The 18,254-nt window shown below is 28.3% G+C and carries 19 protein-coding genes; 4 read left to right on the forward strand and 15 right to left on the reverse strand.

The annotated features are described in order from the left end of the window. Window positions 1–78 precede the first annotated feature (78 nt). Both bamD and lon read left to right on the forward strand, forming a co-directional pair. Window positions 79–735, forward strand: coding sequence for an outer membrane protein assembly factor BamD (gene bamD, locus CD56_RS04975; RefSeq protein WP_039618532.1), 657 nt, complete (start codon window positions 79–81; stop codon window positions 733–735). Further along, window positions 735–3,113 (forward strand): endopeptidase La, encoded by a 2,379-nt coding sequence (lon, locus tag CD56_RS04980; RefSeq protein WP_047208378.1) that lies wholly within the window; start codon window positions 735–737, stop codon window positions 3,111–3,113. The genes bamD and lon overlap by 1 nt, the downstream gene beginning before the upstream one ends. A gap of 14 nt (window positions 3,114–3,127) precedes the next feature. Here lon and CD56_RS08485 read toward each other — a convergent pair whose 3' ends face one another. The 11 genes from CD56_RS08485 to CD56_RS05035 form a co-directional block, all read right to left on the reverse strand. Further along, window positions 3,128–4,501, reverse strand: a complete 1,374-nt coding sequence (locus CD56_RS08485; protein WP_407712411.1) for a methyl-accepting chemotaxis protein — start codon at window positions 4,499–4,501, stop codon at window positions 3,128–3,130. 10 nt (window positions 4,502–4,511) lie between these two features. After that, the gene (locus CD56_RS04990) at window positions 4,512–5,003 is read right to left on the reverse strand and encodes a PAS domain-containing protein (RefSeq protein WP_047208379.1); all 492 of its coding nucleotides are present in this window, start codon (window positions 5,001–5,003) and stop codon (window positions 4,512–4,514) included. 84 nt (window positions 5,004–5,087) lie between these two features. After that, window positions 5,088–5,579 (reverse strand): PAS domain-containing protein, encoded by a 492-nt coding sequence (locus CD56_RS04995; RefSeq protein ID WP_047208380.1) that lies wholly within the window; start codon window positions 5,577–5,579, stop codon window positions 5,088–5,090. Between the two features lie 44 nt (window positions 5,580–5,623). Then, a complete protein-coding gene (gene ilvA, locus CD56_RS05000; protein ID WP_047208381.1) occupies window positions 5,624–6,835 on the reverse strand; it encodes a threonine ammonia-lyase in 1,212 nt (403 codons plus the stop codon). 2 nt (window positions 6,836–6,837) lie between these two features. After that, on the reverse strand, window positions 6,838–7,197 hold the full coding sequence (locus CD56_RS05005; RefSeq protein WP_047208802.1) for a CoA-binding protein: 360 nt from the start codon (window positions 7,195–7,197) through the stop codon (window positions 6,838–6,840). Window positions 7,198–7,265: 68 nt separating this feature from the next. After that, window positions 7,266–8,438, reverse strand: a complete 1,173-nt coding sequence (locus CD56_RS05010) for an MFS transporter (RefSeq protein WP_047208382.1) — start codon at window positions 8,436–8,438, stop codon at window positions 7,266–7,268. 11 nt (window positions 8,439–8,449) lie between these two features. Continuing rightward, window positions 8,450–8,872, reverse strand: a complete 423-nt coding sequence (locus tag CD56_RS08200; protein WP_144411989.1) for a MarR family winged helix-turn-helix transcriptional regulator — start codon at window positions 8,870–8,872, stop codon at window positions 8,450–8,452. Window positions 8,873–8,926: 54 nt separating this feature from the next. Next, the gene (gene trmA / locus CD56_RS05020; protein WP_047208383.1) at window positions 8,927–9,967 is read right to left on the reverse strand and encodes a tRNA (uridine(54)-C5)-methyltransferase TrmA; all 1,041 of its coding nucleotides are present in this window, start codon (window positions 9,965–9,967) and stop codon (window positions 8,927–8,929) included. Continuing rightward, window positions 9,968–11,680, reverse strand: a complete 1,713-nt coding sequence (locus tag CD56_RS05025; RefSeq protein ID WP_039628447.1) for a Na+/H+ antiporter NhaC family protein — start codon at window positions 11,678–11,680, stop codon at window positions 9,968–9,970. A gap of 16 nt (window positions 11,681–11,696) precedes the next feature. Then, window positions 11,697–12,443 (reverse strand): short-chain dehydrogenase/reductase, subgroup 5, encoded by a 747-nt coding sequence (locus CD56_RS05030; RefSeq protein ID WP_039618550.1) that lies wholly within the window; start codon window positions 12,441–12,443, stop codon window positions 11,697–11,699. After that, window positions 12,440–13,687, reverse strand: a complete 1,248-nt coding sequence (locus tag CD56_RS05035; protein WP_039618552.1) for an ankyrin repeat domain-containing protein — start codon at window positions 13,685–13,687, stop codon at window positions 12,440–12,442. The genes CD56_RS05030 and CD56_RS05035 overlap by 4 nt, the downstream gene beginning before the upstream one ends. Window positions 13,688–13,797: 110 nt before the next feature. Here CD56_RS05035 and CD56_RS05040 point away from each other — a divergent pair, with 110 nt between their 5' ends. Together CD56_RS05040 and CD56_RS05045 are read left to right on the forward strand one after the other, a co-directional pair. Next, window positions 13,798–14,250, forward strand: coding sequence for an O-6-alkylguanine-DNA/cysteine-protein-methyltransferase (locus tag CD56_RS05040; protein ID WP_039618554.1), 453 nt, complete (start codon window positions 13,798–13,800; stop codon window positions 14,248–14,250). Window position 14,251: 1 nt separating this feature from the next. After that, window positions 14,252–15,130, forward strand: a complete 879-nt coding sequence (locus tag CD56_RS05045; protein ID WP_039618556.1) for an EamA family transporter — start codon at window positions 14,252–14,254, stop codon at window positions 15,128–15,130. Here the strand turns inward: CD56_RS05045 and truA are convergent. From truA to uppS, 4 genes are read right to left on the reverse strand one after another with little or no spacing between them, the layout of a single operon-like run. Beyond that, window positions 15,084–15,818, reverse strand: coding sequence for a tRNA pseudouridine(38-40) synthase TruA (gene truA, locus CD56_RS05050; RefSeq protein WP_047208384.1), 735 nt, complete (start codon window positions 15,816–15,818; stop codon window positions 15,084–15,086). The two genes, CD56_RS05045 and truA, sit on opposite strands and share 47 nt — an antisense overlap. Then, window positions 15,818–16,843: an LptF/LptG family permease gene (locus CD56_RS05055; RefSeq protein ID WP_047208385.1), complete on the reverse strand. Its 1,026-nt coding sequence runs from the start codon at window positions 16,841–16,843 to the stop codon at window positions 15,818–15,820. The genes truA and CD56_RS05055 overlap by 1 nt, the downstream gene beginning before the upstream one ends. After that, window positions 16,840–17,589: a prepilin peptidase gene (locus CD56_RS05060; protein ID WP_047208386.1), complete on the reverse strand. Its 750-nt coding sequence runs from the start codon at window positions 17,587–17,589 to the stop codon at window positions 16,840–16,842. The genes CD56_RS05055 and CD56_RS05060 overlap by 4 nt, the downstream gene beginning before the upstream one ends. After that, window positions 17,586–18,254, reverse strand: coding sequence for a polyprenyl diphosphate synthase (uppS, locus tag CD56_RS05065; protein ID WP_039618564.1), 669 nt, complete (start codon window positions 18,252–18,254; stop codon window positions 17,586–17,588). The genes CD56_RS05060 and uppS overlap by 4 nt, the downstream gene beginning before the upstream one ends.

The raw sequence follows: 18,254 nt of genomic DNA on the forward strand, positions 1-18,254 counted from the left end.
TTTTAATTTAAAAATTAACATTTTCATAAACATAAAAACACTATAATTATAAACTATATAAATTTATAAGGTAACATCATGAAAAAACTTTTTATTTTTTCACTTATTATTGCAGGTTTATTTTTAGGAGCATGCAGCTCAAAAAAGGCTGAAGATTTATATAATCTAAGTTCAATGGAATGGTATCAACAAATTATAAAAGATTTACAAGAAAAAAATCTTGAAGCAGCTGATAAACATTATACCTCAATGGCAGCTGAGCATATTGCTGATCCATTATTAGAACAAACTTTACTTATATTAGCTCAAGCTCACATTAGTGAAGAAGAATACGAAATGGCAAATTTTTATCTTGATGAATATTTAAACAAATTTGGTGACTCAAAAAATGTAGCTTATATAAGATATTTAAAAATCAAAGCCAAATTTGACTCTTTTGCTGTACCAAATCGCAACCAAGCACTAATGCTAAAAACAATAGAAGAAATCAATGAATATAATCAAAATTACCCTAATGTGCAATATAATGATTTAATTGATACCATGCTTACTAAATTTAATCTTGCAGTTTTTTACCTTGATACAAGCATAGCAGAGTTATACGAGAAAAAAAATAGAGAGCAAAGCTATGAGATTTATAAGCAAAAAATAGAAAATTCCGATTTTAATAAAATCGATATGATTAAACCAGAACTTCCATGGTATAGAAAAATATTTGAAGAAGGTATAATGTAATGAAATTAGAAAATACTCAAAACTATCCAACAAAACTTCCTGTTCTTGTAGAAGATGAGCTTTTTTTATACCCTTTTATGATAACACCAATTTTTTTAAATGACATGCAAAATATCAAAGCCTTAGATACTGCTTTACAAAATGAAAGTATGATTTTTGTAGCACCATCAAAAATTGAAGGTGGGCGTGGTTTTGATGATATTTATGATTGTGGTGTTATTGGAACTATTATGAGAAAAGTTCCACTACCTGATGGTAGAATTAAAATTTTATTTCAAGGCTATGCTAAAGCTAAGATTCTTGAGAAGATCTCAGATGATCCTTTATTTGCGTTAGTTGATTTAATTCATCAAGAGCCACTATGCAACACAAAAAAAGAAGCAATCATCGAAGTGGTAAGAGAAAAAGCCAAAGCTTTATCTACTGTGAGCCACTATTTTCCGCCTGATCTTTTAAGAACCATAGAAGAAGATGTTGAACCTAGTAGAATTTGCGATTTGATACTAAATTCTATCAAAATCAAAAAACAACAAGCATATGAATTTTTTATCGAAACTAATTTAGAAACCAAGCTTTTAAATTTAATTGATTATTTAGCTAAGGAAATCGAAGCAAATAAAATCCAAAAAGAAATCAAAAACAAAGTTCATTCTAAAATAGATAAAGTCAATAAAGAATATTTCCTAAAAGAACAACTCAAGCAAATTCAAAGAGAGCTTGGAAGTGATATACAAAAAGAAAGCGAAGTAGAAGAATACAATAAAAAACTAGAAAAGAAAAAAGATTTCATGTATGAAGAAGCTTACAAAGAAATCAAAAAACAAATTCAAAAATATGAAAGAATTCATCAAGATAACTCAGAAGCCTCTATGGTACAAACTTACATAGAAACAGTTTTAGATATACCTTTTGAACACTCTTCAAAGAAAAAACTTAATTTAAAAGATGTATCTTTGCAACTTAATAGTGATCATTATGCATTAGAAAAACCAAAAGAGCGTATTGAAGAATACTTTGCAGTTAAAGAACTTTTAGAAAAACGTAAAATTAAAGATAGAGATGGTGCAAAAGTTATCTTGTGTTTAGTTGGACCTCCAGGTGTTGGTAAGACTTCTTTAGCAAATTCAGTTGCAAAAGCACTAAAAAGGGAATTAGTACGCATAGCTTTAGGTGGTTTAGAAGATGTGAATGAATTAAGAGGGCATAGAAGAACCTATATAGGAGCTATGCCAGGACGCATTATACAAGGACTTATAGAAGCTAAACAAAGTAATCCTGTTGTTGTACTTGATGAAATTGATAAATTAAGTCGCAACCATAGAGGAGATCCAAGTGCAGTTTTGCTTGAAATCTTAGATCCTGAACAAAATACTAAATTTAGAGATTATTATCTAAATTTCAATATCGATTTAAGTAAAATCATTTTCATAGCCACAGCAAATGATGCAAGTTTAATCCCACCTGCCTTAAAAGATAGAATGGAATTTATAGAACTTAGCTCTTACACCCCTCAAGAAAAATTCCAAATAGCCAAAAATTATCTCATACCTGATGAAATAAAAAAACATGGTCTTAAAGAAAAAGAAATTAACTTTGATGATGAAGCTATAGAATTAATAGTCAATGAATACACCAGAGAATCAGGTGTAAGAAATTTAAGAAGAAAGATTGCTGAAGTTTGCAGAAAATGCGTTAAAAAACTTCTTTTAGAGAAAAATACCAAACACATTCAAATTAATACTGAAAATTTAAAAGATTTTTTAAGTAAGAAAGTTTTTGAGATAGAAAAGCACGAAAAAGAAAATAAAATCGGTCAAGTAAATGGACTTGCATGGACTGCAGTAGGTGGAGATGTATTAAAAATAGAAGCTATTAAAATTAAAGGTAAAGGTGAATTAACTCTTACAGGAAGCTTAGGCGATGTGATGAAAGAATCAGCAAAAATTGCTCAAAGTCTTATTAAAAATTTAATTGATGAAAATCAAATTAAAACACCAAAAAATCTTTCTTATAAAGAAGATGAAAGCATTTACAACCAATATAATCTTCACATTCATGTTCCAGATGGCGCAACACCAAAAGATGGACCAAGCGCAGGTATAACAATCACCACAGCCATTGCATCTATTTTTAGTGACAAAAAAGTAAGATCTGATGTTGCGATGACAGGAGAGATTGACCTAATGGGTAATGTTTTACCAATAGGTGGCTTAAAGGAAAAATTAATTGCTGCTTATAAAGCTGATATTAAAACAGCAATCATCCCACATAAAAACTACGAAAGAGATTTAAAAGATATCCCAGAAGAAGTAGTAAAAAATATGAAAATAATCGGGGTAAAAACTTTAAATGAGGTGCTAAAAATAGCTCTTGCTTAAAAACTAGAAGCTTATCAAGCTTCTAGTTTATCCATAATTAATTTACTATCTTTTTCCAACTCTCTTATATCACTAATGATTGAATCATAATCTTCTTTTGATATATTTTCTTTTTTAGCTACTTCTATAGCTTTATTTGCAGAATTTTGTATTTTTTCACTTTTAGAGTCCATTTCACTTTGAGAAATTAAAGGACAGAAAATACTTTTTGCATCTTCATCCTTACATAAAGTAGAAATAGGATCTAAATTTTGCAGTTTTTCTTGAGAACCATTAAGTGTTAAATACACATCAGATTTATACAAAATATGATCTATTTTCATAGCTGATAAAGTTAAATCAGAAGCAAAATTAACAAATTCTTTTCCTAAATGAGAACTTTTATCTTCTAATTCTCTAAATGCTTCACTAAAATCAGCAATTTTACTATTAGAAGAATTTGCAATATCAAATACCTTTTCACTATTTTCTTGTATTGAGCTAATTTCTTGATTCATCACTTGAATTGCTAAAGTAATCTCACCTGTTGCTTTTTGAGTTTTTTCAGCAAGTTGTCTTACTTCATCCGCAACCACAGCAAAGCCTCTTCCATGTTCTCCTGCACGAGCAGCCTCAATAGCTGCATTTAAAGCAAGTAAATTCGTTTGGTCTGCTATATCTCTAATAACTTCTACAATTGCATTAATGCTTTGAGCATTTGAAGCAAAAGTATCAACAGCATTTTTGCTTTCATCAGCCACTTGCATCATAGAAGAAATCGAATCTTGTAAATTACCCACTTCTAAGCCATTCTTTTGAGCGGTATCTGATATTATCTTGATATCACCAAAAACTTCCCTCATTAATTTAATAATACTATTCAAAGCGGAAGATAAATCATTTAAATTTTTGTTTTGACTATTCAAACTCAAATCCATCAATTCTCTTGATAAAGCATTTTTAAAAACAGATTTTCCTGTTTTTTCAATATCATCCAAAGCTTTATTGATAAAATTAATATTATGAACAAAAATTCCTTTTAATCCTTCAGGAATAGCCCTTCTAAAATACTCACCCTTTTGAGAACAAGCGATAGAAGTGTTAATTTCTCTCAAATATGCTTCTAAACCATCTATAGTATTATTAAGATTATCAGCAATTTCTTTTAGTTTTTTGTTGCTATATTTAATATATACAATTCTTGAATCAAAATTACCATTTTTTAATTCTCTACTAAGATCTAAGATTTTATCACTAAATTGATCTTCTCTTTTTAAAAGAATAAAAGTAAAAACAAACAATAAAAATAAAGACAAAGAAAATCCAAAAGAAATAAAATCCATAAAATATATAGAATTGATACAAGATAAAATACTCAGACCAATACCAACTAATACAATATTTTTCATCAATATCCTTTCATTTTTGAATTTGCATTATTAATTCATTGTAGCTCATTCCATAGGATTTTACCACAGCATTTAATTCTTCAAGCCCTGCTTTTATACCACCTTCCTTTTCTTTTCTTATAAGAACTTTATAAATTTCTTCTATTATTTTTACAGCTTCTGCCTTGGGTTTTCTTCTTACTGAGTAGTAATTTAAAATATTTTCACTAGTATCACAAGAAGCTGTAACATTAGCAAAAACCCAATAATAATCATTAAATTTAGTTTTATTTTTTACAAAAGCAAAAACCTCTTTTTTTAATTGGATATTATCCCATAAGTATTTAAAAACCGTTCTTGGCATATCAGGATGACGCATAATACTGTGAGGTTTATATAAGATTTCATCAATTTCATAATCAGAATATTTCAAAAAATCCTCATTGGCATAGATAATTTCACCTTTTAAATTTGTTTTTGATGTTATTAAGACATCCGAGGTTAAAAATTTTTCCAACGACACAGTTTGACTCCTTAATTTAAAAATTAAAAAGAGTAATATTATCTTATTTAATAATAATATTTTTTAAATATAAATTTTTAATTTTCATTTTTGAAGCTCTAAAATTAGTTGGTTATAACTCATACCATAGGAATTAACTATTCTAATAAGCTCTTCCACGCCTGCTTTTATACCACCACTCTTTTCTGCTTCTAAAAGAATTTTATAAACTTGTTCTATAGTTGGTATAGCTTCTCTTTTAGGTTTTCTTCTTACTGAATAATAATTTATAATATTTCCTTGCTCATCAAATGAGGCTGTAACATTAGTAAAAACCCAATAATAATCATTTTGTTTAGTTTTATTTTTTACAAAAGCAAAAATTTCTTTTCCATCTTGTATATAATCCCACAAACATTTAAAAACCGTTCTTGGCATATCAGGATGACGCACGATATTGTGAGGCTTATATAAAATTTCTTCCATTTTATAACCTGCGTATTTTAAAAAATCATCATTAGCATAGATAATATCCCCTTTTAAATCTGTCTTAGAGGTTATTAGTGTATCTGGTTCTAAAATTTTTTCTTGCGACATTGCCTTCCTTGTTGTTTTATTTATAAAATATTATATTTTATTTATTATAAAATTTCATTAAAATTAAAACCTTTGTCATAAAGTATTTTTCTAACTAATTCTTGATGTTCCTTACCTTTAGTTTCTAGAGTGATTGAAATCATTGCATCACCATAGTCAAGCTTAGTTGAAAATCTATCATAATCAATTTTAACTATGTTAGCTTGAGCTTCTTTGATCGCATCACTCAAAGTACTCAAAGCCCCTGGTTTATCAACTAAAGTAACATTAATAAGCATTTTTCTAAAAGCTTTAAACAAGCCTTTCTCTATAATGATATTTAACATTTGCACATCAATGTTTCCACCACTTAAAATCACGCCAATTTTTTTATGATTTTTTAAATCTATTTTTTTATGTAAAAGTGCGGCAACTGCTGATGCTCCTGCTCCTTCAACTGTTATTTTGTGCTTTTCAAGCAAATACAATACTGCATTAGCTATTTCTTCATCATCAACTTGAATAAAATCATCAACACATTCAAGAATAATGTCAAAATTGATTTTATTCACATCACGTACTGCTATACCATCAGCTATAGTTCTAACAGCTTTTGAATTGATTATTTTTTTACTTTTAAAACTCTCATACATAGCAGGAGCTCCCTTAGCACTCACTCCAATGACTTTTATAGCAGGATTAATTTGCTTAGCAGCACTTGCCACTCCACTAATCAAACCTCCTCCACCAACTGGAGCCAAAATCATATCTAAATCACTTATTTCATCAAGCATTTCAAGCATTAAAGTGCCCTGCCCTGCTATAATACTTTCATTTTCAAAAGGATGAATGAAATTTAAATGATGTTCTTTAGCATAATTTAGTGCATAAGCATAAGCCTCGTCAAAATTATCCCCTTTTAAAATCACTTTTGCACCTAAATTTTTAGTCGCACTTACTTTTAGCAAAGGCGTAGCTTCAGGCATAACAATCACAGCTTCTATACCAAATTTTTTAGCACTAATTGCTACTCCTTGCGCGTGATTTCCTGCGCTTGCAGCTATTACACCTGCTTGTTTTTGTTCTTTAGTTAAATTAGCTATTGTGTTATAAGCTCCTCTGATTTTATAAGCACCTGTTTTTTGCAAATTTTCACATTTTAAAAAAACATCAGTTTCTAAAAACTCACTCAAAAAAGAAGAATGCACAAAAGGGGTTTTTAATACAAAATCTGCGATTTTTTGTTTTGCTTGATAAATTTTATTTAATTCAACCATGATTATCCTTTTTGTAGTTCTATTTTAATGCAACAATCTTGAACACAATTTATACCATATTTTTTACATTTTTGCATTATTTCTTCATTGATAATGCCAAGTTGCATCCAAAAATTTTTAATCTTTTTACTCAAAAGATCTTCAAAAATTTCATTTGCAAAACTTGCTTTTCTAAACATTACAACCGTATCAACTTCAAAAGGGACTTCTTTTAAGTTTCTATAAACTCTTTCATTTAAAATAAAATCTTCTTTAGGATAGATGGGATAAATTTTATAACCTAAGTCTTGTAAATATTTACTTACAAAATGAGAAGGTTTGTTTTGATTAGGGCTAAGTCCTATGATGGCTATATTTTTCATAGTACTTAGTATTTTATGACTATCACTCAATGCTTTTTCCTTTTTAAAGCATTGTATCTAAAATCAAATTAATAAGAAGCTTTTTTTGCAACCAATAAACAATACAAAATCAAAGCCATTACAACTAATAAAGTGCAAAAAGCATAAACATTAGCAAACCCTATACTTGGCTCTATAATCCCTAGCAAATAAGGACTAACTCCTATACCAAAATCTAAGGCTATAAAAAATGTAGAATTAGCCAAGCCCATTTTTTCTTTAGGTGCAAGTTTTATAGCTAAAGCTTGAGCACTTGAAGTAGCATTAGCATAACCTAACGCACAAAAAACTCCAGCTAAAATAATCATATAAAAATTTAATGCAAAAGCAAGCAAAAGCAAACATACTATAAAACTCAAAAAAGAAAAAATCATCACAATATTAGCACCATATTTATCAAACACTTTACCAGCAAGTGGTCTAAAAATCATAGAAAATCCAGCATATATTACAAAAAACATAGATCCAGCAAAAGCTAAATTTAAACTTTGGGTATAAGCACTCATATAAGCTATAATAGCACCAAAAGGACATGCAAGCAAAAAGGTTGCTAAGGCTAAATTTAAAACTGATTTTTCAAAATAATTATAAATACTAAATTTTCTTTTTATATGATGATGTTTTTTAAATCTTCTTACTTTTAAAAAAATAGATAAAACTAATGCAAAGACAATACTCAAACAAGCTATTAAAAAACTAAGCCAAAATTGATTGATAGAGTCAAGTTTTATAGCCAAAAAAGGTCCTAAAGCCGAAGTTAAAACAACGCTTGTGGCATAATATCCTATACCAACTCCTCTTTTATTGCTAGGTATTATCCTAGCAATAGCTGCCCCACAAGCACAAGAACAAATTCCATAACAAACCCCTGCTAAAAAGCGTATCAAAATTAAAAAATATACATTATAAAATTTCAAATACATTAAATTAATAAAAAGATAAAACAAAAGCGAAAATACTATAACCTTTTTTATATTAACATCATCGATTATAGAACCAAAATAAAGTCTAGAAAGCAAAGCACCTATAACAAAAGCTCCCATGATAAGACCTGCGGTACTAGTTTGAAGATTTAAAACACCTAAAACATAATCTGTACTAGAAATAGTACTCATATAAAAAACAAGACAAATAGCAAAATTTATCCCAAAAATACAGAAAAAATTTACATTAAATAAATTATATTTTTTACTTAGTCCCATGAAAAAACCTTTTAAATTTTCTCATTGATATAATCAAGTAATTTTAAAAGTCTTTCTTGATCTTTTACATCTAAGATATCTAAAATCTTTCTTTCATATTTTCTTATATAGGCATTTGCATCTAAAAAAATTTCTTTACCTTTAGCACTTAAAGTAATGATTTTTTCCCTTTTATCATCTGCTTTTAAAAACTCTATATATTCAAGTTTTGCTAATTTAGAAACAACTCTAGAAAGTATAGCTTTATCCATCTGATAAAACTCACATATTGGAGCTAAAGTGCTACAATCATGCTGATTTAAATATACAAAAACCCTCCAATCACTTGATTTTAGTCCAAAGGGTTTTAAAATTTCATTGACTTGATAGAGTATTTTTCTATTTGTATAAGTAATTTTTTGAAATAAAATAAGAAATCCTTTATAAAAATTAATTGATTAAATCAACTATTTTTATAATAACAAAGCTTGTATAAATTCTAACTTATACTAAGCTTTTTTTCTTAAATGTACCCCACATTCAAGATGAGGAGTATTAGCAAATTGATCAAAAAAGGCTAAATTTAAAATTTCATGACTTTGACATAAGATTTCAAGATTTTCTTTTAAAGTGATAGGATTGCACGAAATATAAATGATATTTTCATAATTTTTAATAAGCTCGATCACACTTAGATCAAGCCCTGCTCTTGGAGGATCAACTAAGACATGAGATATTTTAAAGCTATCTAAATCTATACCCTTTAAGCGGTTAAATTCTCTTTCTTTTTTCAAAGCTTGACTTAACTCTTCACTAGAAAGCCTTGTAAAAGCTATATTTTCAATAGAATTTAAAACACAATTTTTTAAAGCAAATTCTATATTTTTTTTAGAAATTTCAGTTGCTAAAACTTTGTTAAAATTTCTTGCTAAAGCTATGGTAAAATTTCCATAACCACAATAAAGCTCTAATAAATCTTGTTTAAAATCACTTCCAATACAAGATATAACCCATTCAATCATCTTTTCATTGATAAAAGTATTAGGCTGGATAAAACAATCATTATTAAACTCATATAAAAATTCATTTGTATTGATTTTTAAAGCTTGTCTTAAATTCTCCCCATTAAATACGAGTTTTTTACCCCTGCTTCTTGCTATGAGTTTGAGATTTAATTTTTCTGCTAATTGTTGCAAATCTTGTGCAATTAGCTCTATATTTTTATGGAAAAGTAAAGTTACACTTAAATCTAATTTTGTAGCTAAAAACTCTACTCCAAAAAGTTTATGTTTTAAATTTTCATTTAGATTATTTAATAAAATAGGCATATGTTTTTGAATTTTTTCATCTGCTATATCAAATTTTTCAATAGGAATTTTTTTCTTATTTTCAAACATTGCATAAGAAATTTCCCCATTTTCATGATGATATATAGAAAATTCTGCCCTAGTTCTATAAGCTTTTAAAGGTGATTTAAAGCACTGAATTTCTTTATCATATAAAGAAGAAAACAATGCTTTATTTAAAGCAATTTTTTCTTCAAAATGCATCTATGCATCTACCTTTTTACCAACTACAAAAAGTAAAGCTATCATAGCTAAGATTCCAAAAACAAGTCCAAGCCATACATTAAGTCCTAGTGCTACCGGTAAATAACCACAAAGTATACTAATAGCACAAACACTCAAAGCATAAGGCATTTGCGTGCTAACATGAGCTAAAAGATCGCACTTACTTCCCATAGATGAAAGTATCGTAGTATCAGAAATTGGCGAGCAATGATCTCCAAAAATAGCTCCTGTTAAAACCCCTGAAATATTAATAATCATATATTGGTGCAACTCTACTCCACTTAATTCATTATGAACACCAACAGCCATAGCTAAAGGAATAGCTAAAGGCATTAAAATACCCATAGTCCCATAACTAGTTCCTGTTGAAAAAGAAATAATAGAAGCAAAAATAAAAATTGCCGTAGGAAGTAAGTAAATAGGTGTTTTATCTGAAAATAAATCAATTAAATATTTAGAAGTTCCTAAATCCTTAATCACAGAAGCTAACGACCACGCACAAAGTAAAATAATCACAGTCATAATCATAGTTCTCCAACCATGAGTCCAAACTGCAATAGCTTCTTTTAAAGTAAATATTTTTCTATACATTCCTAAAATAATAGCTACTATGGTAGCTAAAAGTGCTGCTTGAAATAATACAACAGAAGCATCAGCTGCGCCAAAAGTTTCTCTAAAAGCAAATAAACTAAGCGGTGCTGCATCAATTTGTGCTTTAATACTCGCATCATCTAGAGCATTATAACCACTAAAATAAAAACCTATAAATGAAAATACAATCAAAACAGCTAAAGGTATAATAGCATTAGAAGCTTGTAATTTTACATGCTCTTTTGGCTCTAAAACCTTATCTTCTATATTATCAATTTGCTCATGACCATGAGAAAATTTACCCGCTCTAGCTCTAAGCTCAGCTTTTAACATAGGTCCAAATTCTCTACCTGTATAAATAGTTAAAATAACAAAAATCAACATAAAAAGATTATAAAATCTATAAGGTAAGGTTTGTACAAAGATTTCAAAAGCATTGATTTCTTCTTTTACTATACCTAAATGTGCAAAAGTTGCATTATCGATTAGATCATATCCACTACGAATTAAAGAAATTTCAAGTCCTATCCAAGTAGAAATGATAGCAAGACCAGTAATTGGCGCTGCAGTTGCATCCATAATAAAGGCAAGTTTTTCACGGCTTACTCTAAATTTATCTGTCACTGGACGCATGATAGGACCTACGATTAATGAATTAGCATAATCATCAAAGAAAATAAAAATCCCCATACACCAAGTAGCAAATTGTGAGCTTTTTGCCTGCTTAGCTTTAGTAGAAAGCCAAACAGCCACAGCTTTAGTACCCCCTGTTTTGGTAATAAGAGCTACAACACCACCTATAGTTAAAACTTGCAATAAAATTCCTGCATTACCAGGACTTGCCATAGCATTTACCACTTTAGAAATAAAGCCTGTAAAAGAAGCTATGATAGCATGATAAATACTATTTTCGATAAGTCCTAGCATAAAAGTACCACTTAATGCACCAATAAACAACGAAAGCACTACATCTTTAGTAATAAAAGCTAAAATAATAGCTATTACCGGTGGCAAAAGCGTCCAAACTCCAAAAAGTTCTGCATTTGCTTGTGCATCGGCAAATAACAATAAAGGAGCCAATAATAAATAAAAAATTTTCATATTTTTCCTTAAGTTTTTATATTTTTTCGCTAAAAGTTCCTGCCCATGTTTGAGTTACAGGCATAAGTTCAATTTCGTTAATATTAATATGCTCAGGCAAGCTAATAATAAAAGTAATAATTTTTGCTATATCTTCAGCTTTAATATATTTAGTATTTTCATAAACCTCATCAGCCTTTTTAATATCACCTTTAAACCTCACTTCACTAAATTCAGTTTTACAAAGCCCTGGAGCGATATTTGTTACTTTTATATTGCTTCCGCGCAAATCCGTTCTTAAAGCTTTAGAAAATTGCGCCACAAAAGCTTTCGTACCACAATAAACATTACCTCCATAATAAGGCACATTTGCCGCAATTGAACCAAGATTAATCACATGAGCATTTTTTGCCTTTCTAAGTAAAGGTAAAGTAGCTCTTGCTATGTATAAAAAACCTTTGATATTAGTGTCCACCATGGCTTCAATATCTTCAATATCCAAAGAATCAAACTCATTTAAACCCAAAGCAAGACCTGCATTATTAACAAGCAAAGAAATATTTTGTAAATCTTGAGGTAAATTTTCAATTGCTGTAAAAACTGCTTGTTTATCCCTAACATCAAGCACAATAGGATAAATTTTATCCCCATAAAGCTCTTGTAGTTTTTCTAATCTTTCTTTGCGTCTTGCTATGGCTATAACCTTATAATCAAGCTCTATCAAAGCTTTTAAACTTTCTAGTCCAAAGCCTGAGCTTACCCCTGTTATTAAAGCAATTTTCATGGTTGCGCCTCTTCATATAACATCAAATTTTCATTTTCTTTTAAACCAAGTTTTTTTAAAAATTTAATATTTTCTTCTTTTTTTGCAATGATGGCAAAATCAAGAGCATTAAACCCTAAATCATCTATTTCTTTATAATTAGCTTTGTAATCTATAAGCAACTTAAGCATTTTTACGTCTGCATAATTTGCCCCATGCATAAAGATATTTTTAGAAGTATGCTCAAGCGCACATAAGGTGATAAAATATGGTGTATTACTTCCCATACTGGCAATAGAAAGTTTTTCATTATCATTAATGTATTTTTGATTTACATTTGCACCATTTTCAAGCAAAATCTTGGCAACTTTATAGTTGTTATATTCAACAGCATAAAACAAAGGTGTTTTCCCAAAAGAATTTTTATAATCAACCACCGCTTCATTTTCAAGCAAAAGCTTAACGTTTTCTGCATCATCTAGTGCAAAAAATAAAGCAGACTCATAACCTTCATTTATTTTTACACCTAATTTAATAAATTCTCTTATAATCTCACTTTCTCTATTATTTAACAAGGCTGATTTAAAACCATTGTTTAATTCCAAATTACTAATTTTTTTAGTATAAATATACTCTTTAATCTGCTCTAAAGAATTATTTCTATTAGCTACAAATTTTTCAAAATCTGAAATATCTTTAAAGATTTTAGTCTCACCAACTGCCCAATTTAAAAATTCATTCAAAGCATTACTAGCAAAATAAATAGCACTTGCTTTATCTAAATTAAATTCCTTTTGAAAATATCTTGTTAGAGGATTAATCGCATTGTTATATTCTTTCCAAAATTCCTTAAAAAGTTTAAAATTTCCAATGCTTTGATAAGCCCAAAATCTAAAATACGCTTTTAATTTTGCAAATTTTTCTTCAAGTATTATAGGATCTTGTAAAGTCTTTTGATAGCCTTGTGGATCAAGTGCAATTTCTAATAATTTAAAATCAAATTTTCTCAAATCACTAAAATATTCCCCACCCATACAAGCACTATTGCTTCCTCTAATTTCATTAGCAAGCTCATATAATCTTTTTGTGATTTGATGGTTTTTTAAAGAAAAAGCACAATTTAAATCCACTTGAGCAAAATCTTGTGTATTTTTTGGCTCAAATTCTTTGAAAAAATCAGCCTTATTTTCCTTAACATACTCACAAGTATAATCCAAAGCTAAAGCATTTAAACTTATAATCAAACTAAATAATAAAATCTTCAAATATTTTCCTTGAATATAAATTAAATCACTATTTTAACTAAATTTTTGCTTTAATAACAATTAATTAATTTAAAATTCATACAATGCTTGCTTTTAAAATAAGGAAAAATATGTATCAAAGTTTTTATAAAGCTAGTTTTGCTTATATTCTTTTACAAAGTGATAAAGATAAGCTTGTTAATGTTGATTTTACTATATACAAGCCTGATTTTACCAAAGACAAGCACTCTGTTTTAGAACAAGCCTTAGAAGAGCTAGACCTTTATTTTAACAAAAAGCTTTTTGCTTTTAACACTCCTCTAACTCTTTGGGGAAGCGAATTTGAACAAAAGGTATATAAAGCTTTGATAAAAATTCCTTATGGGCAAACTAAAACTTATCAAGAAATTGCTTCTTTTATCAATCACCCAAAAGCTTTTAGAGCAGTAGGTAATGCAAATTCTAAAAATAAACTTGCAATTTTTATACCTTGCCATAGAGTGGTAGCTAAAAACCACTTAGGTGGATATAATGGTGGTTTATTTATCAAAGAAGCTTTACTTAAATTAGAAGACGTACTTTAAAATGCCAAGTTTATTATTAGCAAGTTTTATTTGGGCTTTTTCTTTTCCATTAATTGGGCATTTTATCACCTTAGAAATGGATAGTTTTTTTGCAGCATTTGCAAAAGTTTTTTTGTCTTTATTGGTATTTTTACCTTTTTTAAATTTTAAGCTAGATTTGTATTTAAAACTAAAACTCATAAGCATTGGGGCTTTACAACTTGGCATAATGAATTTATTTTATTATCATTCTTTTTTATATTTAAGTGTAAGCGAAGTAGCACTTTTTACGATTTTTACACCTTTTTATGTTGTGCTTTTTTATGGACTTTTTTCAAAAAATCTTAGATATTTATATTTTATAAGTATTTTTATATGCATTATGGGTGCTTTTGTAGTTAAATTTGATAATATTAACTCTAATTTTTTATATGGCTTGTTACTTATTCAAGGGGCTAATTTAGTATTTGGAGCTGGACAAAGTTTTTATAAAATTTTATTAGAAAAAAATACAAATTTAAGTCAAAAAGAAGCTTTTGCTTATTTTTATCTAGGCGCAACCAGTATAACCTTACCTGCATTTTTATTTTTTGGAGATTATAATAATTTACCATCTAATTTAAGCTCTTGGATAGCCTTAATTTATCTTGGGACTATTGCCTCAGGACTTGGATATTTTTTATGGAATAAAGGCTCTACTGAAGTAGATAGTGGAGTTTTAGCCTTGATGAATAATGCCATTATACCTATAAGTATTTTTATCAATATGAGTATTTTTGGAGTAGATGTAGAGCTACTACCTTTTTGCATAGGGACTTTGATTATTCTTTTTTCATTTTTTATACATAAAAAAATCATGCATTATTATAATAAGAAATCTTACTCAAATACAAACCACTAGCAGGAGCTAAAAATCTACAATGAGCTTTTTTAGTGTTGATTTGCTCTAAAAGCTCATTTTGGCTCATTTTTCCTTCTAATACTTTTAAAATACTTGCCATCATCATTCTAATTTGTGATCTTAAAAAACCATTTGCTTCAAAATAAAACACAGTGTAATTTTTATAAGCATAAACTCTAGTTTTATACATTTTTCTTGTACTTGTTTTATTATCAGAACCTTCTTTTTGAAAGAGTTTAAAATCATGCTCTCCTTCAAATAAAAAAGCAATTTCCTTAGCTAATTTAATATTTATTTTTGGATAAAAATGCACATAAGAGGCTAAAAAAGGATTATATTTTTCATGACTTATAATATAGCGATATGCTCTTTTTTGCACATCAAAACGCACTTGGAAATTTTCTTGCATTCTTTGGATATGCTTTATATGTATAAATGGGTGCGCAAAATGATTGATTTTATTTTTTAAATATACAAAATCTTTAAAATGTTCTCCCGCTTTAACACAAGCAACTGCATTAAATGCATGCACACCTTTATCAGTTCTTGAAGCAAATAAAGGCTTTTCATAAATACCCAAATGCGACAAGACTTGTGCTAAGGTATCTTGGACACTAAGCTTATGTGGCTGGGTAGCTGAACCTTGAAATTTAGAACCATCATAAGAAAAAGTTAATTTTAAAAGCATTAATACTTACTTGCAATTTTCGCTTTAAAATAAAACAAAGAAGTAATTAAAAAGCTTGAAAAAATCACAGCAATAGCTACAAAAGGAGGATTGTAAAAACTAATCAAAAGCGTAAAATAAGCAAAAATAATCACAAAAATTCCAAAATAAGCAAAACCTTTTTCATAACGATAAGTTACTATACCAAAAGAGAGTGCAAAAAGCACACTAGCCAAAGGAAATAAAGCTATAAGAATATAAATAACAAATTCTTTTGCTTTTTCTTTATTACTTGTTACATCAGACCAATACCCATAAAAACTTTGAGTATTTAATTCTTTAGAAGAAAGCTTGCTTTTAATTAATAAATTTTTAAAACTAGAAATATGCCAATCTTCTTCTTTAATCTCATAAGCTTTTCCCTCATCTAGCTTAAAAGTAATAACTCCATCATTGGTTTCTAACTTTCCTTCTTTGGCTAAAATCACTTGTTCTTTATCTTGTAGGTTTTTCTTTGGATGATACATTATGATATTTTTATAAGTTTCATCAGAATTTTTAGCATCAATAAAAACAAGCCATTCTCCATATCTTTGTCCAAATTCCCCTGTTTTTATGCTTACTTTGGCGCTAATTTTTTTATAATCTACAAAATTATCAAAAAGTTCAAAAGATATAGGTATAAAAACCAAAACCACCAAAAGCATAAAAGCACTTACTAAAGCTGCAATTTTTGCAAAAAAACTTGCTATCATGCTTGGAGCTATACTCAAAGCAAACAACACCGTGCTTTCATTTTCTCTAGAAAGCCTATAAAAGGCTAAAGTTAAAGCTATGAAAAAAGATATAGGTAGAGTAAAAATTAATATCTTTGGTAAAAGAAAAATATATAATTTGATTAATTCAAAAAAAGTAATTTCAATATAAGCAGTAATTTTAGCAAGTTGTATAAAAAATATAATCGAAACAATAATAAATAAAGTAAAAAATAAAGACAACATTGTGTTTAAAAACTGATTAAGCAAATACTTATAAACTAGTTTCATAATATACTTTCTACACTTAGATTAATCAAAATTCCGCAAAATAAAAAAGGAATCATAGGCATTTGATAATCTTTCTTGGCTATTTTTATAAACATCAAAAGACTTAAAAAACTTGCAATAAATAAAATCAAAAAGCCTTTTTCATAGTCAAAAATTCCAAAAATCAAAGCTATTATTATAACATCACCTTCCCCTAAACTTTCTAAAATTTCATCTCTTTTTTTAAAATTTTTAATAAAATTAATCACACTTTTTAGTATGAAAATTAACCCCGCCCCAAAACACACTCGAAATAAAAAGCTATCTTGAAAATCCTCTAAATTTAAACCATTTTGTAAAAAATCAAAACAAAAAGCCAAAATAAATAAAATCCAAAGCCAAAGCTCACTCACTGCTTTTAGATAATAATCCATCCAAGAAAGTGCTAAAAATATAGCTAGCATACAAGCAAAAATTAAAATTTGAAAAAGATCTTCAATTAAATAAAAAGCAAAGACAAACAAACACGCGCAAAGAAATTCATTAAAAGGATAAATCAAAGAAATTTTTTCCTTACAAAAAGCACATTTGCCTTTTAAAAATACAAAAGATAACAAAGGAAAAAGATGATAAAATTTCAAAGTTTTAAGACACTTAGAGCATTTTGATCTTGGACTTATTATGCTTTCTTTATTAATCGTTCTTAAAATCAAAACATTGACAAAAGAACCTACACTAAGTCCTAGTAATAAAAAGAAAATTATCATTTACCAAAGGTTCTTTTGCGTTTTTTAAACTCAGTAATAATATTTGCGATTTCTTTTTTAGTAAGTGCAGGAAATAAGGTTTGACTAAAATAAATTTCTGCATAACTTGACTGCCATAATAAAAAATTTGAAATTCTTTTAGCGCTCCCTACCCTTAAAAACAAATCCACATCCTCGCTTAAGTCAAGATTTGCTTGTATATTTGCTTCATTAATTTCAAGATTTTTTTCAATCACCTTTTTAACCGCTCTAACTATTTCATCCTTACCTCCGTAAGAAATAGCTAAATTAACGCATAATTTTGTGTAATTTTTAGTTTGTTCTTGAAAATTTTGTATTTTTTTTAAGGTTAATTCATCTAAAAGATTTAAATTTCCTATGGCTTTAAAACGCACTTCATTGGCTATAAATTTATTCAAAGACTCATCAAGATATTTATTTAATAGCTTAAAAAGAAACTCCACTTCTTCTTTTGGTCTTTGCCAATTTTCTGTACTAAAAGCATAAAGGGTTAGATTTTGAATTTTTTCATCTATGCACACTTCTATGATTTTTTCAACAACTTTAGCACCTTGACTATAGCCAATTTTTTCTAAAAGTCCATTTTTTCTAGCCCATCTTCTATTGCCATCCATTACCACAGCAAGATGTTTTAACTCATTCAT

It is taken from the genome of Campylobacter lari (assembly GCF_001017575.1).
GTDB classification, from domain to species: domain Bacteria; phylum Campylobacterota; class Campylobacteria; order Campylobacterales; family Campylobacteraceae; genus Campylobacter_D; species Campylobacter_D lari_C.